This is a genomic window from Massilia sp. Masssp93 (genome assembly GCF_059491295.1).
Genome location: NZ_CP168502.1, coordinates 4,573,442 through 4,596,036 on the forward strand (window position 1 = coordinate 4,573,442; position 22,595 = coordinate 4,596,036).

At 64.8% G+C, this 22,595-nt stretch carries 16 protein-coding genes and 1 pseudogene; 4 read left to right on the plus strand and 13 right to left on the minus strand.

The window, feature by feature from the left end:
- Nucleotides 1-19: 19 nt before the first annotated feature.
- The 11 genes and pseudogenes from ACEN9Q_RS18765 to ACEN9Q_RS18815 all read right to left on the minus strand — a co-directional run bounded on the left by ACEN9Q_RS18765 (nt 20) and on the right by ACEN9Q_RS18815 (nt 17,027).
- Nucleotides 20-3,046: a TonB-dependent receptor gene (locus ACEN9Q_RS18765; protein WP_495625616.1), complete on the minus strand. Its 3,027-nt coding sequence runs from the start codon at nt 3,044-3,046 to the stop codon at nt 20-22.
- 445 nt (nt 3,047-3,491) lie between these two features.
- Nucleotides 3,492-4,520, minus strand: coding sequence for a LacI family DNA-binding transcriptional regulator (locus ACEN9Q_RS18770; protein ID WP_056443182.1), 1,029 nt, complete (start codon nt 4,518-4,520; stop codon nt 3,492-3,494).
- 13 nt (nt 4,521-4,533) lie between these two features.
- Nucleotides 4,534-6,075, minus strand: a complete 1,542-nt coding sequence (locus tag ACEN9Q_RS18775) for a tryptophan halogenase family protein (protein ID WP_495625617.1) — start codon at nt 6,073-6,075, stop codon at nt 4,534-4,536.
- 479 nt (nt 6,076-6,554) lie between these two features.
- Nucleotides 6,555-6,887: an H-NS histone family protein gene (locus ACEN9Q_RS18780; protein ID WP_056443189.1), complete on the minus strand. Its 333-nt coding sequence runs from the start codon at nt 6,885-6,887 to the stop codon at nt 6,555-6,557.
- 168 nt (nt 6,888-7,055) lie between these two features.
- Nucleotides 7,056-7,247, minus strand: a pseudogene (locus tag ACEN9Q_RS18785) (IS481 family transposase); the annotation flags it as partial.
- Nucleotides 7,248-7,359: 112 nt separating this feature from the next.
- A complete protein-coding gene (locus ACEN9Q_RS18790) occupies nt 7,360-8,835 on the minus strand; it encodes a Y-family DNA polymerase (RefSeq protein ID WP_056443192.1) in 1,476 nt (491 codons plus the stop codon).
- Nucleotides 8,765-9,475: a translesion DNA synthesis-associated protein ImuA gene (gene imuA, locus ACEN9Q_RS18795; protein WP_495628974.1), complete on the minus strand. Its 711-nt coding sequence runs from the start codon at nt 9,473-9,475 to the stop codon at nt 8,765-8,767. Before imuA ends, ACEN9Q_RS18790 begins: the two co-directional genes overlap by 71 nt.
- Before the next feature lie 570 nt (nt 9,476-10,045).
- On the minus strand, nt 10,046-11,122 hold the full coding sequence (locus ACEN9Q_RS18800; RefSeq protein ID WP_495625618.1) for a porin: 1,077 nt from the start codon (nt 11,120-11,122) through the stop codon (nt 10,046-10,048).
- A 31-nt stretch (nt 11,123-11,153) separates the two neighbouring features.
- Nucleotides 11,154-14,825 carry a hydantoinase B/oxoprolinase family protein gene (locus ACEN9Q_RS18805; RefSeq protein ID WP_495625619.1) on the minus strand — a complete coding sequence of 1,224 codons (3,672 nt, stop codon included), beginning with the start codon at nt 14,823-14,825 and terminating at the stop codon, nt 11,154-11,156.
- A 112-nt stretch (nt 14,826-14,937) separates the two neighbouring features.
- Nucleotides 14,938-16,212 carry an MFS transporter gene (locus ACEN9Q_RS18810; protein ID WP_495625620.1) on the minus strand — a complete coding sequence of 425 codons (1,275 nt, stop codon included), beginning with the start codon at nt 16,210-16,212 and terminating at the stop codon, nt 14,938-14,940.
- Nucleotides 16,213-16,253: 41 nt separating this feature from the next.
- A complete protein-coding gene (locus ACEN9Q_RS18815) occupies nt 16,254-17,027 on the minus strand; it encodes a putative hydro-lyase (protein ID WP_495625621.1) in 774 nt (257 codons plus the stop codon).
- Between the two features lie 144 nt (nt 17,028-17,171).
- Between ACEN9Q_RS18815 and ACEN9Q_RS18820 the strand changes: the two genes are divergently transcribed.
- Nucleotides 17,172-18,107, plus strand: coding sequence for a LysR family transcriptional regulator (locus tag ACEN9Q_RS18820; RefSeq protein ID WP_056443207.1), 936 nt, complete (start codon nt 17,172-17,174; stop codon nt 18,105-18,107).
- Between the two features lie 190 nt (nt 18,108-18,297).
- Here the strand turns inward: ACEN9Q_RS18820 and ACEN9Q_RS18825 are convergent, their stop codons facing one another.
- A complete protein-coding gene (locus tag ACEN9Q_RS18825; RefSeq protein WP_495625622.1) occupies nt 18,298-18,870 on the minus strand; it encodes a hypothetical protein in 573 nt (190 codons plus the stop codon).
- A gap of 143 nt (nt 18,871-19,013) precedes the next feature.
- On the opposite strand from ACEN9Q_RS18825, the gene ACEN9Q_RS18830 reads away from it, so the two are divergent.
- Nucleotides 19,014-19,223, plus strand: coding sequence for a cold-shock protein (locus ACEN9Q_RS18830; RefSeq protein WP_056443212.1), 210 nt, complete (start codon nt 19,014-19,016; stop codon nt 19,221-19,223).
- Nucleotides 19,224-19,292: 69 nt separating this feature from the next.
- On the opposite strand, the gene ACEN9Q_RS18835 is transcribed toward ACEN9Q_RS18830, so the two are convergent.
- Nucleotides 19,293-20,222, minus strand: a complete 930-nt coding sequence (locus tag ACEN9Q_RS18835; protein ID WP_495625623.1) for a LysR family transcriptional regulator — start codon at nt 20,220-20,222, stop codon at nt 19,293-19,295.
- A gap of 90 nt (nt 20,223-20,312) precedes the next feature.
- Between ACEN9Q_RS18835 and ACEN9Q_RS18840 the strand changes: the two genes are divergently transcribed.
- A complete protein-coding gene (locus tag ACEN9Q_RS18840) occupies nt 20,313-21,092 on the plus strand; it encodes an NAD(P)H-dependent oxidoreductase (protein WP_495625624.1) in 780 nt (259 codons plus the stop codon).
- 222 nt (nt 21,093-21,314) lie between these two features.
- A complete protein-coding gene (locus tag ACEN9Q_RS18845; protein ID WP_495625625.1) occupies nt 21,315-22,568 on the plus strand; it encodes a putative Na+/H+ antiporter in 1,254 nt (417 codons plus the stop codon).
- Nucleotides 22,569-22,595: the final 27 nt, after the last annotated feature.

The following is a 22,595-nucleotide window of genomic DNA, read 5'->3' on the forward strand; positions in this document are numbered from 1 at the left end:
CGGGCGCGGTAAGGCGGCGTCAGTGGAACTTGTAGTTCATCCCCAGGAGGAATTGCCGGCCGTAGATGTTGTAATCCTTCGGCTGCACGATGCCGCCAAAGCCCGTACCGTCCTGGACAGTGCGATCCGGCGCATTGGTGACATTCCCGACCTGGAACATGAGCTGCAGGCCCTTCGCCGCGCCGCCCTGGATTTCGTAGCTTGCCTGCAGGTCTACCTTGTTCGAGGCAAGTGTCCGGTTCAGGAGGGTGGACCCGAACAGGTACGCGTATTCCCCTCGATAGTCCGAACGGTAGCGGTCATTGATGCGGAATGAGTAGCCATTACGTTCGTAGTACAAGGTCAGACCGCCAACCCATTTCGACAAGCCAGGCAGCGTTTGCCAGGAATCCGTCGAATTCGGACCGCTCGGCTTGATGGAGCTGTCGGTAAAGGACGCCGTAGCGATCGCGCCGAACCCCGCCAGCATGGGATTCACGAGTTCACCGTCGAGTGTTGCGCTCAATTCGGCCCCGCGCACGCGGCCGCCGTTTCCGTTCGCCTGGGTCGAGTAGGTACCCATATTCGTCACCGGCACAATCGCGGGCGTCGGATTGATATAGCCGCTGAAGTCGTAAGGAATGGTGGAGTTGTAGATGTAGCTGTCCAGCTTTTTGTAGAACAAGGCCCCCGACACATAGCTGCGCTTGCCGAAATACTGTTCAAGAGAGATGTCGAGCGATTTCGCGCGCCACGGTTGCAGCTTCGGATTGCCGCCGCCGCCCGACCACAGGTGCGTATTGAGGTCCACGCCAACCCCGGCGGCCGCATTCATGTCGTCGATGCGCGGACGCGCCATTGTTTTTGCAGCACCCAGGCGGAGCTTGCGGTCGCCCCCGATGTCGGCAACCAGGTTCAGGCTCGGCAGGTAGTCGTTGTAGTGCGTGCCAGGATCGATGGTGCCGATGATGTATCCCGCGCTATCGAACGCATAGGCGGTGGAATCCTGCCTGGTATGGATCGCCTGCACGCCGACATTGCCGTGCAGGGGAATGCCGCCGATCGCGGTGTCGATATCCAGCTTGACGTACGCGGTCGAGACCTTTTCGTGAACGCCGAACGTCTTGCCATCGTCGCCGCCCGGTCCGAGACTGGGATTCAGCACCATGTTGTAGAAATTGGCCGCGACGGCGTTGACGTCATAACTCAATACCGACGGTACGCCCACAAAATCGAGAGAAGTCGGCGTCGTCAGGACCGACGACGGCAGCTGCCGCGCCACTATCCCGTCCTTCACCCTCGCAAAATCAGTATGGAAATTGCGCGTCTTGTCGCGGCGCGACAGATTGATACCGAAATCGATTTTGTCGAATATGCTCCACTCGACGTCCCGCGTGGCCTGCAGGCGGAGCGCGCGAATGGTGTCTTGCTGTACGTTGTATTGCTTTCTTCCCAACTGGGGCGTGCCGACACCGCCCCAGCCGACCGGATCGCTCAACAAGATTGTCGTGGGATCGGATAGCGAGTTGTGGAAGGAGAAGGTCGGGAATCCGGAACCGGTAGGCGTGACGAGGTCGAACGTCGGCGACGTGGTCGCACCGGCGTAGGTCTCGAACTGGCTCTCGGCGCGGTTGGCGCTCGAGTAACTCAAATCGGCGGTCGCGCGCCATTCGCCTATCCTCTTGTCGATGTTCCATCCGGCCGATTTAAGCGCGTCATCGCGTGTGTTGTAATCGTTGCGAACAACGCCGTTGGTGACGAAGTTGGACGTCACCGAGGTGACGACCGGCTGCCCGCCGGCGTCGGTTGTGCCGACGTTACTGAACGTGCTGCCAGGGTAGCCCCAGCCGTCGCCCAGGCTACCCATCAAACCGCGCATCACTTCGACGTTCTTGAACTTCGAGTAATACAAGTCCAGCGAACTGTGCAGATCGGTCCCCGGCTTGTACTCGAGCGACGCCATCAGTCCATTCCGCGTGTCGTTCCGCGAAATCGATTCGGCCTGGAAGCCGGACAGATAGTAGGCATTTCCCGGACTCGTTCCAGCGATGGGACGGCAACCCCAATCGGTCTGGTGCGCTATGCAATTCGAATCCGTCTGCCATCCCCAGGCCTGATAGCCGTGCTGCTGTCCAGGCGCATCGAGGTGCGCAAATCCGACGGCGAGGCCGATGGTGCGGTGCGCGAACTGGTCGATATACGAGATACTGAAGCGCTTGCCGTTCGCCGACGTTCCGCCGTACCCGTGATTGAGATCGCCGAGAGAATTGTGCTCGCCGCGGATATTCAGTGCGAACGTACGCTCGCGGAATGCGAGCGGACGCACCGTATTCAGGTCGACCGTTCCCGACAAGCCCTGCCCGAGCAGGGCCGCGTCCGGCGTCTTGTAGACGACGACCGCCGAGATAAGCTCGGCGGGATATTGGTCGAATTCCACGCCGCGATTGGTGCCGACCGATGCCTGCTCGCGGCCGTTAAGGACGGTGCCGGCAAAATCGGGCGCCAGGCCGCGAATCGCGATGACTTGAGCACGACCGTTGACCTGCTGCGCCGCCAGGCCCGGCATGCGTGCCATGGCTTCCGCGATACTGATATCCGGCAGCTTGCCGATATCCTCGGACGTGATCGCTTCAACGATCGAGTCGGAATTCTTCTTTTTGCTGATCGAGCCTTCGATACCGGCACGAATGCCCGTCACGACAACGGACTGCACATCGGATGCCCCTTGCGGCTGGCCAGAACTCGCATTGTCCGCCTGCTGCGCCAGTGCTGGCGCCTGGATCAGCGTCAAAGTCCCGCCGAGCAGACCGGCGCACACCGCGGCAATCGGCCGTAAGCGAAAGCGCGTCGGTTCTGCGGACTTCTTGACTGTTTGATACGTTCCGGCGCGTTTGGACAAACGGCCCTGTGTGGTAGGCATAACCCTGTCTCCTTCGGTATTGATATTGGTGTTACGGCAGATGACCAGAATCGCGGCGTTCGGGCCGGCCGTTCGCCCGGCCGGCAAATCGCTTGCGGCGCCGGACATCTGCATTCCGGCACCGTGTTCACGTTTTACTGAATGCATGATTGGAATGCATTCCATTTCTTCCCAAGATTACCTGCTTGCGATTTGTCGTCTTAACGATTATCGAAGCGTCGTGCCAATATTCGAAAGGCGGCTGTCGGCCAGACCGCAAGAACGATCGATCGGATCGTCGGCCTCGCACCCTGCGATCGAGGCAGCTTCGAATTGGAATGCATTCCACTTTTGATCGAATGCATACGGCGGTCTCATGTCATGCAAATGACGGCTGCTTTCGCATCTTGCTTTCCGGATGCAACACAACCGTCATGGAAATCGAAAGAATCGAAACATTTGCCAGCATCGCCTATGAAAACCAGTCGCTCTGAAGTCAGAATGGAATCGATTCCAATATTAGTGATCAGTATAGATATATATTCTCTTCCATGTCAATGCCAGCGATGCAGCCTGTCGTTTTCCTGAGAGTCCACCGGCGCCTGCCCGACGACTAGGCTTGTGCCGGCCCCACGTCCGGCGCTTTTGCCAGGGAGTCGCGATATGCCATACTGATCGGAAAGCTCCGTGCGACCGGCCGCCTCAAATGGTAACAATGGTTGAGCAAGGCGTTGACCGCGCTGATGACGACCTCCCGCCAGGGAACATGCACGGTCGTCAACCGCGGCGCCAGGAATTCGGCGAGCGGCGTGTCGTCGTAACCGACGACCGAGACGTCGCGCGGCACGGCAATACCCGCTCCATGAAGATACGATAGCGCGCCGACCGCCATTTCGTCGTTGGCGCAAAAGAGCCCAGTAAACTTGTATCCGGACGCCAGGAGTTCCCTCGCCCCATCCCGGCCGCCTTCGGTCGTAAAGTCGCGCTCCGTCATCCATATGGCCGACACGTCGACGCCATTGCCCGCCAGTTCCGAAAGAAACCCGTCGACGCGCTCGACGTTGTCGGGAGAAGTCGACGGGCCTGTGATAACGGCGATCCGACGATGGCCATGGTCCAGGAATGCGCGCGCCGCGAGTGCGCCCCCTTGCCGGTGGTCGATCGCAAAACACTGATCGGGGATACCGTTCAAATGTTGATTCATGACGACCATGCGGGACTCTTTCTTGACGAACGCGAGGATATCCTCGTCCGAGAGCGCACCGGTCATCACGATGATGCCGTCGCAGCCGCGTGCCAACAGGAATTCGATGCCGTCGATCGCCTGGCGCCGCCCGTCACCGGCCCCCGAGCCGAATGCAATGACCGTGTTCAGGCCGACTTCCCGCAACACCATGTCGATCGCTGAAAGGATGGGCGTGAAAAACGTCCCCTTCAGCGCCGGGATGTAGACACCGATCATCTTCGACGATCCGGACAGCAGTGATCGCGCCGCGTGCGACGGGCGATAATCCAGCTGCTCGATCGCCTTCCTGACGCGTTCGAGCGTCGCCGGCGACACCGAACCTTTCCCGCTGACGACACGCGACGCCGTTGCCACACCAACGCTCGCAAGTCGGGCAACATCCTTGATCGTGGCCACGATTTCCTTGAAATTAATTAACCGATCCGGAACGCTGGACCGGATTCGCCGTCGATGCGGCACAGTGCTTGCGAATGAATTCCGCATGCGTGGGCATGACATCCACACATTTTCGGATGACTGCCCGGACATCGGTGACGAATTTGCGGATGTCGTCTTGCGAGCGCTGATCGACCAGGGGATGATAGCCGCGTGGCCGGAGGCCCTGGCCATGCATCACCTGCAACCAGCTGACGTCGGTAAACAATTCCTCACCCGCACGCAGGATTCTGCCGTGGCCTTGGAACAGGTCGATCTTGTCCTGCAAGGTTGCCGGAATCTCCATGTCCCGGCAATAAGCCCAGAACGCTGAATCTGTCCGCTCATTCAGCTTGTAATGCAAGATAAGGAAATCGCGGATTCTTTCGTATTCAAAGTCGACCTGGGCATTGAAGGCATCGATATCGGCACTATTGAACGTCTTGTCGGGGAAGAATTCGACCAGACGCGCGATTGCCGTCTGAATCAGATGAATACTGGTGGATTCGAGTGGTTCGAGAAAACCGCCCGCCAATCCAATCGCTACGCAATTCTTGCTCCATCCCTTTTTCCGCTTGCCTGTGGTAAAGCGAATATGGCGCGGCGCCGCGAGCGGTTCGCCGTCGAGATTGCTCATCAAAATCTCTTCGGCCTCCTTGGGGGCCATGAAATCGCTCGAAAAAACATGGCCGTTCCCGATCCGGTGCTGCAACGGAATACGCCATTGCCAACCGGCCGCACGTGCGGTCGAGCGCGTGTACGGCAACAAGGGGTCGACCGACGCACAGGGCACGGCAATCGCGTGATTGCACGGCAACCAATGGCTCCAGTCCTCGAAGCCGGTGTGCAAGGCCTTTTCGATCAGCAGGCCGGCCATGCCGGAGCAATCCACGAACAAATCTCCGGCGATCCGGTCGCCATTCTCCATGACGACCGCCTCGATGAAGCCATCCCCGGCACGCAGGCGCGTGTCGACGATCCTTCCTTCGATACGGACGACGCCGCGCGCTTCGCTATAACGACGCAGATATCGGGCATACAGGCCGGCGTCGAAATGGAAGGCGTAGCCGATGTCCGCGACCGGCGAGTCCGGGGCGCTCTGGATGTCGCGCATGAACTTGGCATGACGCGGCGCCAGCGTATTGATCGAGAATTCATCGAGATCGGGCGCCTCGCCAGCCTGGTGCAACTTCAGCCAATATTGATAGAACTTGAGTGGGCCCAGATCCCGCCCGATCTTGCCGAAGCCATGGAAATATGACTCGCCGATGTTTTTCCAGTCGACGAATTCGATTCCAAGCTTGAACGTGCCCTGGGTGTTGCGGATGAAATCATCTTCATCAATGCCGAGCGCATGATTGTAATTGCGGATATTCGGGATGGTGGCTTCACCGACGCCGATCGTCGAAATTTCGTCGGATTCGACCAGGCGCAGGCGATATCCATCCGGCAGCAAGCGCGACAAGGCGGCAGCCGTCATCCAACCGGCCGTACCGCCCCCGACGATCACGACGTCCCGTACGCGATTACCGTCCATATGCTCCCCTTCAATCCACTACAACGATTGCATTCCGCCGCGCTGGCCAGTGAGGCATCCCCAATGCAGGCATCAGTCAAAAACCACATTGTAAGCCGAAAATTGGAATCGTTCTCAATTTTTTCTTCACTATAGCAAGAGCATTTTCCGGTGTCAATTTGACACACCTGGAGCGGACGTTGCCGCATGCGGTCGTAGCGAAAAAAAGACGATACCTGGTCGAGAAGAGCGTGGGTGCATCGGCGACAGCTGCAGGACATCCGCCAGGGGCTCAGCCCGGGATGTAGCGTTGGACACGGGCATTACGGGCATCCGAGGACGCATCCCGGCCAGGTGCAACGTGATGCAGGAGGGTGAAACGGCACGCCCGGACGCCGGCGGCGTCGCCCTCGGGACTGGACGCGCCATCCGGAGGCCGGTGCCGACTGCACGAGGGCACGGATTTAACGTTCGATGTCGTTACGGAGTGCAGGCATGCGTCATTGGATACGGAAGTCGTCGAGATTGCGGCCGTTCGCCAGCGCCTCGCCGACCCACTTCGGTTGCCGGCCTCGGCCAGTCCAGGTTTGTTGGCTGTCGGCGGGATTGCGATACCGTGCCTGAACCGTTCCTGCCTTGCCTCCCTTCGCTTTTTTCCCGGTGGTGCCAAGCAGTTCTTCCACCGACAGGTTCAAGCCCTGTGCAATCGAAAGGATTTGCTCGCGCGCTTTTCCCAGTTCCTGCCGATGACGCTCCGTGATCTCTTTTTCGACGTCGTATCCCAGTCTCTTGAGTTCGTTCAGGCTGTAATTCGACAGATCGATCTTTGCCATTTTCACTTCCTTTTCAGTATGGATTGGTAAGCTCGTGTGCCATGAATTCTACTATAGCCAACAAGGCGAAGATCGTTACCGAGAAACGCGGCATATCAGGAAAGATTCCCCGGGATGAGTTAACAAGCCAATTCGAGGGGTGACGATCCAATACGCAGCAGCGAATGCCTAAGTGTCGAGTCCCGTTTGATCGTAGACGCGTTTGACGAATAATTCAGGCCGCTTCTTCTGCCATTCCTTGAGTGCCAGGATGGGCGCTTTGGCGTCAAGTGCGCGCTGTGGTATGTGGTGGTTGTACAGCTTCAAATAGTTCAGCAAGGTCGTCTCCGGATCGGCTTTGCTGTCGAAACGGGTTTGCTGCAGCAGTTCATTGTATGGGCACAGCGCACGATCACATTCACTTCATGGATTTTTGCAAAGAGTGGGACCCCGCGTGGCCGGATGTCGTGTTGGCGCGGGCACCGCACACTGCTTAACCGAACAACCCATGCAAATACCACCTCGGCTCCCGCTCATCGATACCGATGCGTTCCCGATACACCCAGTACAGCGTGTGATCCTGCCCCTCGGCGATGAAATAGTCGCGCGTTTCCGGGCCGTCCCACCAGCCGCCCTCGATGCGCTCGGGGGTCGAGGCCACCCGCAGCGGCGAGCCGTAGAACGGGCGGCGGTCGCGCATCAAGAGCGCGATCGGGCGGGCCAGCAGCCACGTCGGACGCGGCAGGCTCAGCACGTCGGGCGGCAGCTGGGCGTTGCGCGCCTTGTCGCTGACGTTGTGCTGGACCGGCACCCAGACGTTGGCCTGCTCCGGGCGGTAATCGGCCAGCGGCAGCGGCTGCAGGACGTTGTCCGGCCCCAGGCGCGCCGCCAGCAGTTCCAGCATGCGCATGCGGTCTTCCTCGCTGCCGCCCGGTTCGGGGAACAGCGAGGCATTCGGCGGCGCCATCGGCCGCACCTGCACGGCTTCCAGCACGAGGCCGATCACGGGCGCGTCCAGCGTCAGCCTGGCGAGGCGTTCCCGGAGCAGGCGCACCAGGTGCTCGTCGCGCCACGCCGGCTCGGCCAGCACGATCTCGATGCCGGTCGGCGGGCATGCCACCCTGCCCCGTTCGTGCTCCAGCCGCAGGACGATGCGCTCCACCGCCAGCTGGCGCGCGCACAGCCAGCCGGTCAGCTGCAACAGCAGGCACTGGGCGCCCGCCAGCAGCAGCCCGGCGTCGTCGATGCGGTCGTACAGTTCCAGGCGCGCGCGGAAGGTCTCGGGCGGCGCGATCCATGTGTGCAGCTCCGAAGTGAGACCGTAGGCGGCATCGAGCAGGTCGAGCAGGTCGCGTCCGCAGCGCCGCTGCAGGCCGGGGCGCGGCAGGCGGCGCAGGTCGCCCAGCGTATGGCAGCCGATGCCGTCGAACCAGTCCGCGAACGGACGCGCGGGCGGCGCCAGCAGCACGGCCAGCCGGTCGAGCCGGCGCAGCAGCGATTCCATCCGCACGGCGCGGCCCGCGTTCGCGCGCGCCAGCAGCCAGGCCCCGCGCGCGGTGGGCGCGCACGCGAGCGAGGCCGTGAAGCCCAGCGCGCGCACGTTCGCGTGCACGCGCCGGCACAGCGCGCGGATGCCGCCGAACAGGCGCAGGCTGGCGCCGACATCCATCAGCAGCGTCGCTTCCGCGCCCTCCGTCACCTGCGGCGTGTACTGCAGCAGGGCCAGCGCCACCGCCTGGCGCGCCTCCGCCTCCAGCGCCGGCGCGCGCGCGTGGAGGCGGGCGTCGGGCAGCAGCATCACCACGCCGCCGCGGCGCATGCCGACGCGCACCCCGGCGCCCATTGCCTCCTGCGAGGCCACCAGCACGCGCTCCTGTTCGAGCACGACGCTGCCGGCGTCAGTGGACCAGCTCGGTGCGAACACCTCGAGCGGTAACCGGGGCAGGTGCAGTCCGATCCACAGGCGCATGGCGATTGGGCAGGTAGGAAGTCAATGGAAGGAACAGGGTCGCGTCGCGCTGCGGTCCGCGGCGTTTCACGAAACTGATGTCGATGCCGCCCGACTGGGGCCGCAAGGCGAGACGCAGCGGCGCCGGCGACGCGTCCTGGCCGGCCGCCAGCGGCCGCATCATGAAGAACAGGGTCTCCCCCGCCTGCGCCGCCAGGTGCAGCCGGCGCAGGTGTTCGCCACGCACGTGGTTTTGCCAGAACAGCAGCGCGCCGCAACTGCCGCTGCGCAGCACCTGTTCCGCCGCCCACAGCGCATCGGCCGTGCCGCCGGCACGCAGCCAGATCAGTTGCGAAGGCTGCACCCCGAGCGAGGCCAGCGCCAGCGCCTGGGGCGGATGCGGCGGCTGCAACAGCACGACGCGCCGCGTTGCCACGGCCGCCAGCGCGGGACGCAGCAGCCGCATTTCGCCGATGCCGGGCTGCGGCAGCAACAGGTCGACCAATGTTCCGGTCGGCCAGCCGCCGCCGGGCAGGTGGGCCGACAAGGCGAGATGGCCGGTATCGATGCAGCGCGTGTCACCACGCGCCAGCTGCGAGGCAAGCCAGAGCGACGGATGCAAGGACTCCGGCGCTGCAGATATTGAACCTGAGCAATTCATGTTTGATGCGAAGAAATACTGTATAAACATACAGTACTATTCTCATCAGGTTTTGGCAAGGTTAATCTTCTTGAATGGTAGGGTGGACAGCTCCACCGAAACGCTTGTGTCGCTACGACGCCGGCGCTGTCCACGCGTAACGCTTGCATGGCCAGCTCGTAGGGTGGGCTCCCCGAGCCCACGCGGAAGCAGACCACACGCAAACATCCACGTGGGCGGAGGCCGCCCACTCTACGGCTTTCGCGACGTTCGTAGGGTGGGCTCCCCGAGCCCACGCGGAAGCAGACGGTACGCAAACGTCCACGTGGGCGGAGGCCGCCCACTCTACGGCTTTCGCGGCGTTCGTAGGGTGGGCTCCCCGAGCCCACGCGGAAGCAGACCACACGCAAACGTCCACGTGGGCGGAGGCCGCCCACTCTACGGCTTTCGCGACGTTCGTAGGGTGGGCTCCCCGAGCCCACGCGGAAGCAGACCACACGCAAACGTCCACGTGGGCGGAGGCCGCCCACTCTACGGCTTTCGCGACGTTCGTAGGGTGGGCTCCCCGAGCCCACCATGTAGCATCACCGATCAAAAGGCATGCCGGATCCCGAGATCGACGGCCCCGTTCCCCGATCCCCCTTCGATGGAGCTGCCGACCGTGTAGCTTGCCCCGTGCCGGTTCACGATGTGCGCGATCGCGGCATACAGCTCGGTCCGGCGCGACAGCGCATAACGGTAGCCCAGCGCGTACTGGCTCGCGTCCTGGTCGAGCGCGGTGCGATCGTCCTTGTGGATCCACGACACCATCCACGTGTGCGGGCCGGACGGGATCGTCGCGCCGATGAGCACGTCGCGGCTGTCGCTCGATGCGACCGGCACGCCCGCCCTGCCGTACGGGTTCGCCGTATTGCGCAGCAGGGAACTGTTCGGGCCCTTGTTCACGCCGTACGCGACATGCGCCTTCACGAAGCCGAAATCGTAGACCGCGGCCAGCACCGTGTTCTTCGCATTGCCGGCGTTCCTGACCGCCGCCGTGCCGTTGTTGCGGTTGTGGTAGCCGAGCCGCGCGTGCAGCGGGCCGGCGTTGTAGTCGAGCGCACCGCCGAATTGCCGGCCCGCCGCGCTGTCGCCCGCCACTTCGCCGGCGCCGTACACGACTTCCGCGCTCACGCCGCCGACGCCGGGCGATACGTATTTCAGCGAATTGTCCATGCGGCTGGTCGAGTTGCCGGTCGGGGCCATCAGGTTCTTCGTGTCGCCCGCGTAGCCGGAGCCGAACGGATCGGCCAGCACCACCGTCAGGTATTGCGGCGTGTACTGGCGGCCCGCCGTCAGCGTGCCGAAGCCGCCCTGCAGCCCCACATACGCCTGGCGTCCGAACAGCAGCCCGCCCTGCCCCAGCGCGCCGGTATCGGCCTGGAAGCCGCTCTCCAGCAGGAATATCGCGGCCAGGCCGTCGCCCAGTTCCTCGCGCCCCTTGAAGCCGAGCCGCGAACCGGCGCCGACGCCGCTCGTGATCTTGGTGACGTCGCCGGCGCTGCCGCCGGTTTCGCGCACGACGGCGACGTCGACCAGGCCATACACGTTGACCGACGAGCCGTCGGCGGCACCAGCGTCCATGCAGATCGCGGCCAGCACGCCGGCACACAGGATTGTTTTCATCATTGTCTCTTTCTCGTTATGGTTATGGTTGTGGTTATGCGGGGATGCCGTCATGGAGCGTGGCGACGGCCGCCGGTGTTTCCCGCGCCGGGGGCGCATACCCGCCGCCGCCCGGCGTCTCGATGACGAACACGTCGCCCGCGCACATCTCCGTGGTCGCGACGAAGCCCAGTTCCTCGACCTTGCCGCCGGCCCGCACGACGTAGTTGCGGCCGCACCTGCCGGGCTCCCCGCCCGCCATGCCGAACGGCGGCACGATGCGGTTGTTCGACAGGATCGACGCCGTCATCGGCGCCAGGAAGCGGATCCGGCGCACACCGCCGTTGCCGCCGTTCCAGCGTCCGTGGCCGCCGGAATCCCGTGCGATCTCGTAGCTGTCCAGGCGCACCGGATAGCGCCACTCGAGCACCTCCGGATCGGTCAGGCGCGAGTTCGTCATATTGGTCTGGACGACGTCCGTGCCATGGAAGCCGTCGCCCGCCCCCGAGCCGCCCGCGATGGTCTCGTAGTACTGGACATCCTCGTCCCCGAACGTGAAATTGTTCATCGTGCCGGGCGACGACGCCTGCACGCCGAGCGCGCCGTACAAGGCGTTCGTGATGCAGCTCGACGTCTCCACGTTGCCGGAGACGACGGCCGCCGGGTAGCGCGGATTGAGCATCGAGCCTGCCGGGATGATCACGTTCAGCGGCTTGAGGCAACCGGCGTTGAGCGGGATGTCGTCCTCGACGAGCGTGCGGAACACGTACAGCACGGCCGCCATGCAGATCGAGCTCGGGGCATTGAAATTGTTGTCGAGCTGGGGCGACGTGCCGCTGAAGTCGATGTCGGCCGTGCGCGCGGCGTGGTCGACGCGGATCGCCACCCGGATCACGGCGCCGTTGTCGAGCCGGTACATGTAGCTGCCGTCCTTGAGCGCGCCGACGACGCGGCGCACGGCTTCCTCGGCATTGTCCTGCACGTGCCGCATGTACGCCTGCACGACCTCGAGCCCGAACTGGTCCACCATCTTGAGCAGCTCTTCGACGCCCTTCTGGTTGGCGGCGACCTGCGCCTGCAGGTCGGCGATGTTCTGCGACACGTTGCGGCACGGGTAGTCGCCCGACAGCAGCAGCGCCGCCGTCTCGCGTTCGCGGAAGCGCCCCGCCCGCACCAGCTGGAAGTTATCGATCAGGACGCCCTCTTCCTCGACCCTGCGGCTGTCCGCCGGCATCGATCCCGGCGCGATGCCGCCCACGTCGGCATGGTGGCCGCGCGACGCCACGTAGAACAGGATGTCCGTCCCCGCCCGGTCGAACACGGGCGTGATCACGGTGATGTCCGGCAGGTGCGTGCCGCCGTGGTAAGGATCGTTGAGCATGTAGACGTCGCCCGCGCGCATGCGTCCGCGGTTGGCCTCGATCACCGTCTTGATGCTCGCGCCCATGGAGCCCAGGTGGACGGGAATGTGCGGCGCGTTGGCGATCAGGTTGCCCTCGGCATCGAACAGCGCGCACGAGAAGTCCAGGCGCTCCTTGATGTTCACCGACACCGCCGTGTTCTGCAGCCGCAGGCCCATCTGCTCGGCGATGCTCATGAACAGGTTGTTGAAGACTTCCAGCATGACCGGGTCGGCCTCGGTGCCGATGGCCTTGCGGCGCGCGCGCGGCGCGACGCGCTGAAGCACGAGGTCGTCCTCCGCCGTGACCTCCGCCACCCAGCCCGGTTCCACCACGTTGGTGCCGTTCGCCTCGACGATGATCGCGGGGCCGGCGATGCGGTCGCCGGGCCGCGTCTGCGCGCGCAGGTACAGCGCGCTGTCGTGCCACTGGCCGCCCGAGTACACGGGCACCGTCTCGTGCGGCGCCAGCGGCGTGGCGCGCGGCCCAGGATCGGCGGCACGGGCGGCGGCGGCGTCGGTGTCGCCGATCGCTTCCACCGAGATCGCCTCGACGACGATCGTCTTGTCCGGCATGAGGAAGGAATAGCGCTTGCCGTACGCTTCCTCGAACTGCACCTGCATCGAGGCCACGCTGTCGTGCTGCACGATGATGACGGAATCCGTGCCTTCGTAGCGCAGGTGGGCCCGTTTGACGACGCGCACGGCATCGAGCGCGATGCCCTGCGCCAGCAGTTCTTTGGTCGCTTCCTGCGCCAGCGCGTCCAGCGCGGCACGCAGCCCGCCGTCGGCCAGCGCCGTTTCCATCGTCCGCTCGCGCATCGCCGTCTGGCTCGCGAGGCCCATCCCGTACGCGGACAGCACGCCGGCGAACGGGTGGGCGAAGATGCGGGTCATGCCGAGGGCATCGGCCACCAGGCAGGCGTGCTGGCCGCCGGCGCCGCCGAACGTGGCCAGCGTATAGTCGGTCACGTCGTGGCCGCGCTGGACCGAGATGAACTTGATCGCGTTGGCCATGCTGCCGACGGCGATCTCCAGGAAGCCTTCGGCCACCTCTTCCGGCGTGCGGCGCCGGCCGGTCTCGCGTTCGATGCGGGCGGCGACCTGCGCGAATTTCTCGCGCACGATGCCGGCGTCGAGCGGCTCGTCGGCGTGCGGGCCGAACACCGCCGGGAAGTGCGCGGGCTGGATCTTGCCGAGCATGACGTTGCAGTCGGTGACCGTGAGCGGACCGCCGCGGCGATAGCTGGCCGGGCCCGGATTGGCGCCCGCGCTGTCCGGACCGACGCGCAGGCGGGTGCCGTCGAAGTGCAGGATCGAGCCGCCGCCCGCCGCCACCGTGTGGATGCTCATCATCGGCGCGCGCATCCGCACGCCGGCCACCTGGGTCTCGAATTCGCGTTCCAGTTCGCCCGCGTAGTGCGACACGTCGGTGGACGTGCCGCCCATGTCGAAGCCGATCAGCTTCCCGAAACCGGCCTTGCGCGCCGTGCCGACCATGCCGACGATGCCGCCCGCGGGACCGGACAGGATCGAGTCCTTGCCCTGGAAGCGGTGGGCGCCCGTCAGGCCGCCATTACTCTGCATGAACAGCAGGCGCACGCCTTCCATCTCGGCCGCGACCTGGTCGACGTAGCGGCGCAGGATCGGCGACAGGTAGGCATCGACGACCGTCGTGTCGCCGCGCGACACCAGCTTCATCATCGGGCTGACCTGGTGCGAGACCGACACCTGCGTGAAGCCGGTTTCCGCGGCGATGGCGGCGACCGTCCGTTCGTGGTCGCCGTAGCGGTAGCCGTGCATCAGCACGATCGCCACCGAGCGGAATCCATCGGCATGCAGCGCCGCCAGGTCGGCGCGCACGGCGGCGACGTCCAGCGGCACGACCACGTCGCCATGCGCGCCGATGCGCTCGTCCACTTCGACCACGCGTTCGTACAGCAGCTGCGGCAGCACGGGATGGCGGTCGAACAGGCGCGGGCGGTTCTGGTAGGCGATGCGCAGCGCGTCCCTGAAACCCTTGGTGATGAGGAGCGCGGTGCGCTCGCCCTTGCGCTCCAGCAGGGCGTTCGTCGCGACCGTCGTGCCCATCTTGACGGCTTCCACGAGGTCGGGCGTGATCGGGGCGTCGGGCGCGATGCCGAGCAGGCGGCGGATGCCGGCGACGGCGGCGTCGCGGTACTGCTCCGGGTTCTCGGACAGCAGCTTGGCCGTCACCAGCGCGCCGTCGGGCTTGCGTGCGACGATGTCGGTGAACGTGCCGCCGCGGTCGATCCAGAACTGCCAGCGCTGGCGCGGCGTGTTGTCGTGGGTGGTCTCTTGGTTCATGGTCTTACCTCTTCAAAATATCGGGCGCGCGCAGGCAAGGCGCTGCCCTGGCGCGCCGTGCGCCCGTGTGTCTGTCTGGTGGAATCGGGATGCGGCCGTGACGGCCGGCGGATCAGGCTTCGAGCCGCTTGCCGCGGGTTTCGGGCAGGGTCAGCGCGGCGACGATCATGATGCCGTAGGCGCCGGCCGCGAACAGGCCGATGGCGTGGCCGAGCGAGAGCGATTGGCCGGCGGCGCCGATCGCGAACGGGAACAGCGAACCGATCGCACGGCCCATGCTGTAGCAAAAGCCCTGGCCGGAACCGCGCATGCGGGTCGGGAACAACTCGGTGAGAAAGGCGCCCATGCCGCTGAAGACGCCGGAGACGAAGAAGCCGAGCGGGAAACCCAGCACCAGCATCACGTTGTCGGTCACCGGCAAGCGGGTGTAGGCCAGCGCGATCAGCAGCGAACCCACGGCGAACAGGATGAAGTTGCGCTTGCGGCCCAGGCGGTCGGTCAGGTAGGCGCTGACGATGTAGCCGATGTACGAGCCGGCGATGACCATCGCCAGGTAGCCGCCGGTGCCGAGCACCGTCAGGTGGCGCTCCGTCTTCAGGAACGTGGGAAGCCAGGTCGTGATCGCGTAATAGCCGCCTTGCGCGCCGGTCGTCAGCAGCACGGCGCGCAGCGTCGTCGAGATCATGCCCGGCGCGAAGATCTCGGTGAACCGCGCTTGTTCCGCGTGCTCGCTGCGGCGCTGCGCGGCCAGGAAGACGTCCGGCTCCTCCACGAAGCGGCGGATGTAGATGACGAAGACGGCGGGGATGATCCCGAGCAGGAACAGCGAGCGCCACGCCAGTTCGGCCGGCAGCAGCGAAAACATCAGCGCGTACAGCAGCGCCGAGACGCCCCAGCCCAGTGCCCATCCGGCCTGCACCATGCCGACCGCCTTGCCGCGGTCCCTGGCGCGGATGACTTCACCCATCAGGATCGCGCCGGCCGTCCATTCGCCGCCCATGCCGAAGCCCATCAGGCCGCGCAGCACGAGCAGCTGGCCGAAGGTCTGGGCAAAGCCGCTCAGGACGGTGAACAGGGCGAACCACAGGATCGTCAGCTGCAGCGTCTTCACGCGGCCGATGCGGTCCGACAGGATGCCGGCCAGCCAGCCGCCCAGCGACGACGTGAGCAGCGTGACGGTGCCGATCAAGCCGGCGTCGCCCTTGGACAGGCCCCACGTCGCGATCAGCGTGGGAATGACGAAGCTGAGGAATTGCGTGTCCATCGCGTCCAGCGCGTAGCCGACCTTGCAGCCGATGAAGGTGCGGCGTTCGGCCTTGGTCAGTTGGCGCAGCCAGCCGAAATGGCCGGCGTCGACGCGCTCCTGCGTGAGTTCCTGGGTATTCATGTCGTCTCCGTTGTGGGTATATTTTTTTACAGCGTCATTTTTTACAGCGTCGCCAGCGATGCATTCGGCACGTCCGTCACCAGCATGTAGCCGGGGCGGTGCGTGACGACGAACGGCAGCCGTGCGGCGCGGATCGCTTCCTGCGGCGTCACGCCGCATGCCCAGAACACGGGCACTTCGTCCGCCATGACCTCGACGGCGTCGCCGTAGTCGGGCCGCGCCAGGTCGGCGATGCCGATCAGGCGCGGATCGCCCAGGTGCACCGGCGCGCCGTGGATCGCGGGATAGCGGCTGGTGATCTGGATCGCGCGGATCGCATCCCGCGCCTTCAGCGGGCGCATGGACACGACCATGTTCGCGCCGAACGGCCCCGCCGTTTCGTTGGCGATGTTCGTGCGGTACATGGCGATGTTCTTGTCCTGCTCGATGTGGCGCAGCGGGACGCCGGCGGCGAGCAGCATCTCTTCGAACGAGAACGAACAGCCGATCGCGAACGCGACCAGGTCGTCGCGCCACAGGCCGCCCAGCGCCGCGGGCGTTTCCGCCAGTTCGCCGTCGCGGTAGACGTAATAGCCCGGCACGTCGGTGCGCAGGTCGAGGTCGGCGCCGAGCGTCGGCAGGTGCCACGCGCCCGGCTCGCCCACCGCGAGCAGGGGGCACGCCTTCGGATTGCGCTGGCTGAAACGGAGAAAATCATGGGCCTGCGCTTCCGGCAGGATGACGAGGTTGGCCTGGGCAAAGCCGCCGCAGACGCCGGCGGTCGGTTTGCGGAATTCACCCGCGCGGACCAGGTGACGGAACTGGATCGGTTTCATGGTTTTTCAGCTCGGTAATGACATGTAAATAAGCATAGATGCGTATTCTCTATCCACCAAGCCACTTATTTTTACCGCATGTGTTAAGTTTTACTAAACGCGTCTCCTCCCCATTCCCGATATGCTTAAAGTATTCTTTACGCCATGAACACCCGCTTCCTCGAAACCCTGATCACCCTCGCCCAACTGCGCAGCGTCCGCGCGACCGCCCGCGCCATGCACGCGACGCCGGCCGCGATTTCATTGCGGATCAAGGCGCTGGAAGAAGAGCTGCAGACGGAACTCATCGACCGCAGCACCCGCGAATTCCGGCTGACGCCGAACGCGGACTATCTGCTGAACCACGCGAAGGCGGTCGTGGATGCGACGCGGCGCCTGCGCGAGGCGGCGCGCACGGACAGCGCGGTGCGGGGCCGGCTGCGGCTGGGCGTGATCGAGACGGTGGTGCACAGCTGGCTGGCGCATTCCGTGCGCCAGCTGAACGCCAGTTTTCCGGAGCTGGAAATCGATCTTGTGGTGGACATGAGCACGACGCTGGAAAAGCGCCTGCTGGCCGGAGAGCTCGACCTGGTGGTGGGCATCGAGGGTGTCAACAACGGCCAGATCACGTCGGAGCCGCTGGCCGTGTATCCGGTACGCTGGATCGCGCGCGAGGGCCTGCTGGCGCCGCAGCGGGAGGGCCTGGCCCAGCGCCTGCTGCAATTCCCGATCCTGACGTTCGGCCGCGGCACGGCGCCGCACCGGATGCTGGAAGACATCGTCACCCGGCTCGCCAGCCTGAGCGGGGTGCCGCTCGAACAGGCCCGGATCACCTGCTCGCCGTCCGTGGCCGCCATCATCCAGCTGATCCGGAACGGCTTCGGCGTGGCCGCGATTCCCTGGCTGTTCGTCAGCAGCCACCTCGAGAACGGCGAATTCGTGGAGGTGCCGCTGCAGCCGGTGCCGCCGCCGATCATCGTGTCGATGAGCCGCTGCACCAACGCGGCGGTGGCGGTGCATGCGGCGGCATCCGCCGTGCGCGCGGCCTGCGCCGAGTATTGCGCGCAGGTGGACGAGCGGTATATCGAGAGCCTGGGCTAATTGCGGGAACCGCCCATTCTTGCGCCGTTCACTGCTGGCGCTTTTTCTCTTCCTTCTTGACTTTCTTGTCCGCCTTCTTTTCCTTGGCGGTTTTGGCGGGTTCTTTCTTCGCAGATTTTTTTGCGTCCTGGCTTTTACTCATTCTATTCTCCGTGACAATGGATTCGATCGATTTCAACGCTTGCAAGATTCAATGGATCGAGCAGCCACGCAGCGTTGGTAATGGTTGAATGGCAACAGCAACGTCGCCTTCGGGATCTTCCTCGGTTTTCCACTGAATCCATGCAAGCACTTCGGCAATACTGGCCAATCCGCTGTGCAAGGAAGCGCGGGTTGCGTAATAATCGGATAGCTCGCGGTCGTCGGACACGGGCACGGCGGTCACCGAGTGGCCCAGTGCGAGGATTTTCGCTTCCAGTTCTTTGAGATCGAACGTCAGCGCGGCATGCAGCACTTCCATGGCCGCCACTGCGTCGTCCATATCGTAGGAGATTGCATCGTCCATTGCGGTTCTGTTTCCAGCCTTGTGGTTGTCTTGTGATGCGCGGGCCGGGCAACGCGGTGCGTGGGAAGCCGGATAACGGAAGGAATAAGGAAAGCGGGCAACATCCGGCTCACGCAAACATAAGATACAGCAATTATCAAAAGCGCGTCGCATCGAATCGTTGCCATTCCGACCGCGCCCGATAATGCGGTCATGCAGGCCGAAAAAAAATAAATCGGAAATGATTAGGTGAACAGGGAAAAGTCCTGTATCTTTCATCGGGCACTGCATCAAGTCGTCGTTATTGTTGGCCTTTCTCTCCCGTCCTGCTTCCGCCGGTCCCGTTTGATTTCCTTCGTTACACTCCCTTGGTCGAAAGTGCGTTTCGGGCGCTTTGCCCATGCATGTAAAAAGGATTAAAAATGACTACTCAAACCGGCACCGTAAAATGGTTCAATGACTCCAAGGGCTTCGGCTTCATTACGCCCGACGCAGGCGGCGGCGATCTGTTCGCCCATTTCCAGGACATCCAGTCGGAAGGCTTCAAGAGCCTGGCCGAAAACCAGCGCGTTTCGTTCGAGCGCTCGACCGGCCCCAAAGGCGAAAAAGCGGGCAATATCCGCGCGATTTAATCAGCCAGCCTGATCACCCGGACGCACCACGCAGATAGCGTGGGCGCCCACCAAAAAACGGATTCACGTTCAGCGTGGCTCCGTTTTTTTCATGAGGGGTGCCTCCCGCGCGAACGCCAGCAGCCGCTCCCGCACCCAGCGCTGCGCCGCATCGCCGTGATTGCGGTTGTGCCACGCCATGTGGATCGCAAACCCGGGCACGGGCAGCGGCGGTGCCAGCACGCGTAGCCGCACGGCGCGGCCCTCCACCATGCGCGCCGGTATCAGCGCGACGAGGTCGGAGCGCTCGACCAGGTCCAGCACGGCATGGAACGTCGACGCCGACACCGCGACCCGGCGCCGCAGGCCCTGCGCGTCGAGCACCTCGTCGACCGGCGTGGTAAAACTGCCGCCGCGCGGCGACACCATCACGTGTTCGAGTTCGCAGAAGCGCTTCATGTCCAGCGGGCGGCGCAGCGCCGGGTGCTTGCTGCGCGCGATGAAGACGTAGCGCTCCTCGAACAGCCGGCGCGAACGGAGGGCGTCGGCGATGCCGTCCGGCGTCAGCACGGCCAGGTCGATCTCGCCCTTTTCCATCTGCGCTTCCAGGCGCGCGGCGTCGGCCGCGCGCAGCGCGATGCGCAGGCCGGGCGCCTCCCGCCGCAGCGCAAGCGTGAAGTCGAGCAGCAGGGCCGCCTGCACGTAGTCCGAGGCCGCGATGTGGACCGTGAACTCGTCGCGCGCGGGATCGAAGGCGCGGGCCGACGTCACCACGTCGCGCAGCTGCGCGAGGGCCGCCGCCAGCGGCGCCTGCAGGCCCAGGGCCAGCGGCGTGGGCGTCATGCCGCGGTGGCTCGGCACGAACAGCGGATCGCCCAGCATCTCGCGCAGGCGCGCCAGCTGGGCGCTCAGCGCGGGCTGGCTCAGGTTCAGGCGCTGCGCGGCGCGGCTCACGCTGCGCTCGGCCAGCAGCGCGTCGAGGGTCACGAGCAGGTTGAAGTCGAGTCTCTTGATATCCATTTTTTGGATACTACCCCAAAAGCCGGCTGGCATTCCCGGCCGTGCCGGGCAGGCCCAGAATGCCTTCATCGCCAACCGAGGAGTACAACGATGAAGACCGCAACCAGGACCATTCTGCTGGTACACGCCCACCCCGACCCGCACTCGCTCACCGCGCAGATGGTGCAGGCCGCGCGCGCCGAACTGCGCGCCCAGGGCCATGAAGTGATCCAGTCCGATTTATATGCGCTGGGCTGGAAGGCCGTCTACGACGAACACGATTTCCCCGACCGCGTCGACCGCGCACGCCTGTCGTTCGTGGAAGAATCCGGCCACGCCTTCAGCACCGGCACGCAGCCGGACGACGTGCGCGCCGAACAGGCCAAGCTGATGGCGGCCGACGCCGTCGTGTTCCAGTTTCCGCTGTGGTGGTTCGGCATGCCCGCGATCATGAAGGGCTGGATCGAGCGCGTGTTCGCCTTCGGCCTTGCCTACGGCTACCAGGGCGCCGGCAACCGCCACCGCTACGGCGAGGGCGGCCTGACCGGCAAGCGCGCGCTGTTGTCCGTGACGACCGGCGGCCCGGCCGCCGACTACGGCCCGCGCGGCATCAACGGCCAGCTCGACGAACTGCTGTTCCCGATCACGCACGGCACGCTGTTCTATCCGGGCATGGAGGTGCTGCCCACGTATGCCGTGCACGGTGCCGGCCGCATCGATGCCGCCGGCGTCGAGCGGGCCAGGGCTGGCCTGGCGGCGCGCATGCGCACGCTGTTCGACGACGCGCCGATCCCTTATCGCCCGCAGAACGGCGGCGACTTCGCCGACCGCCACGTGCTGGCCGCCGACGTCGCGCCCGGCGTCACGGGATTGCGCGCGCATCTGCGCTGAGGGTTCGCGCCCGTCGTGGGACAATGGCGGGATCATCACTACGCGGTAACTCACGACGGTGCCGCGTATGCTCAGGATGAAACAGGAAGCTATAAAAACCACGTGCTTTAAAACCGTCGCCCCCGCGCAGGCGGGGGCCCAATGTGCATGCGCCATCGAAACGCATACAACCTGGGTTCCCGCCGCCGCGGGAACGACGTGGCAACTGAAAGGAACTTTTTCATGACCACGACCATGCACAAGATCGCCCTGATCCTGTTCGTGCTCGCCTTGCTGCACACGTTCGCCACCCGCCTCTTCGAAGTCCTGGCGCACCGCCATCCGCGCCACGCCGGGCTGTTCCACCTGCTGGGCGAGGTGGAAGTCGTCTTCGGCTTCTGGGCGTTCGTGCTGATGCTCGCGATGGCCTTCGTCGACGGCAGCGCCGCCGCCATCGACTACGCCGAGTCGCGCCACTACACCGAGCCGCTGTTCGTGTTCGTCGTGATGGTGGTGGCCGCGTCGCGCCCCGTGCTGGAGGCGGCGCGCGCCATCGTGCGCGTGCTCGCGCGGCTGCTGCCGCTGCGCACCGAGGTGGCGCAGACGTGGCTCGGCCTCGCGCTCGTGCCGCTCGCCGGCTCGCTGATCACGGAGCCGGCCGCGATGACGCTGGCCGCCCTGATGCTGGCGCCGTCCGTGTTCCGCCAGGGGATGCCGGAATGGCTGAAGTACGGGGCGCTGGGCGTCCTGTTCGTCAACGTGTCGATCGGCGGCACCCTGACGTCGTACGCCGCGCCGCCCGTGCTGATGGTGGCCGCCGCGTGGGGCTGGGACAGCGTCCACATGCTCACGCACTTCGGCTGGCGCGCGCTCGTCGCCGTGCTGGCCAATGCCAGCGTCGTGACCTTCCTGCTGCGGCCGCACCTGCGCCCGCTCGACGTGTCGATCGAAGGCGAGGCGCCCGTGCGCGTGCCGCCGCTGGTGACGCTGACCCACCTGGCCGTGCTGACGGCGATCGTGCTGCTGGCCCACCATCCCGTGCTGTTCGCCGGCATCTTCCTGCTGTTCCTCGGCGTCACCCAGGCGTACCCGCGCTACCAGGACCCGCTGATCCTCAAGGAAGGCCTGCTGGTCGGCTTCTTCCTCGCCGGCCTCGTCGTGCTGGGCGGGATGCAGCAATGGTGGCTGCAACCCATCGTCGCGAAGCTGGAGCCCACCGCCCTGTTCTTCGGCGCGCTGGGCCTCACGGCCATCACGGACAATGCCGCGCTGACCTATCTCGGCTCGCTGATCGCCGGGCTGTCCGACCGGGCGCAGTACATGCTCGTGGCGGGCGCCGTGGCCGGCGGCGGCCTGACCGTCATCGCCAACGCGCCGAATCCGGCCGGCGTGGCCCTGCTGCGGCGCGGCTTCAACGACGAGTCGATCGGGGCCGTCGGCCTGCTGCTGGGCGCGCTGGCGCCCACTTGTGCGGCGGCCGTGTTGTTCTTGTTGTAAGTTATTCCCTGGAGCGGGACCTTCCTC

Excerpts from the sequence above, each read along its gene's own strand:
- ACEN9Q_RS18780 (WP_056443189.1), bottom strand. The coding sequence starts at position 6,887 with ATGGCAAAGATCGATCTGTCGAATTACAGCCTGAACGAACTCAAGAGA.
- ACEN9Q_RS18765 (WP_495625616.1), bottom strand. The coding sequence starts at position 3,046 with ATGCATTCAGTAAAACGTGAACACGGTGCCGGAATGCAGATGTCCGGC.
- ACEN9Q_RS18845 (WP_495625625.1), top strand. The coding sequence starts at position 21,315 with ATGACCACGACCATGCACAAGATCGCCCTGATCCTGTTCGTGCTCGCC.
- ACEN9Q_RS18790 (WP_056443192.1), bottom strand. The coding sequence starts at position 8,835 with ATGCGCCTGTGGATCGGACTGCACCTGCCCCGGTTACCGCTCGAGGTG.
- ACEN9Q_RS18805 (WP_495625619.1), bottom strand. The coding sequence starts at position 14,825 with ATGAACCAAGAGACCACCCACGACAACACGCCGCGCCAGCGCTGGCAG.
- ACEN9Q_RS18810 (WP_495625620.1), bottom strand. The coding sequence starts at position 16,212 with ATGAATACCCAGGAACTCACGCAGGAGCGCGTCGACGCCGGCCATTTC.
- ACEN9Q_RS18825 (WP_495625622.1), bottom strand. The coding sequence starts at position 18,870 with ATGAAAGATACAGGACTTTTCCCTGTTCACCTAATCATTTCCGATTTA.
- ACEN9Q_RS18775 (WP_495625617.1), bottom strand. The coding sequence starts at position 6,075 with ATGGACGGTAATCGCGTACGGGACGTCGTGATCGTCGGGGGCGGTACG.
- ACEN9Q_RS18830 (WP_056443212.1), top strand. The coding sequence starts at position 19,014 with ATGACTACTCAAACCGGCACCGTAAAATGGTTCAATGACTCCAAGGGC.
- ACEN9Q_RS18835 (WP_495625623.1), bottom strand. The coding sequence starts at position 20,222 with ATGGATATCAAGAGACTCGACTTCAACCTGCTCGTGACCCTCGACGCG.
- ACEN9Q_RS18840 (WP_495625624.1), top strand. The coding sequence starts at position 20,313 with ATGAAGACCGCAACCAGGACCATTCTGCTGGTACACGCCCACCCCGAC.
- ACEN9Q_RS18800 (WP_495625618.1), bottom strand. The coding sequence starts at position 11,122 with ATGATGAAAACAATCCTGTGTGCCGGCGTGCTGGCCGCGATCTGCATG.
- imuA (WP_495628974.1), bottom strand. The coding sequence starts at position 9,475 with ATGAATTGCTCAGGTTCAATATCTGCAGCGCCGGAGTCCTTGCATCCG.
- ACEN9Q_RS18815 (WP_495625621.1), bottom strand. The coding sequence starts at position 17,027 with ATGAAACCGATCCAGTTCCGTCACCTGGTCCGCGCGGGTGAATTCCGC.
- ACEN9Q_RS18820 (WP_056443207.1), top strand. The coding sequence starts at position 17,172 with ATGAACACCCGCTTCCTCGAAACCCTGATCACCCTCGCCCAACTGCGC.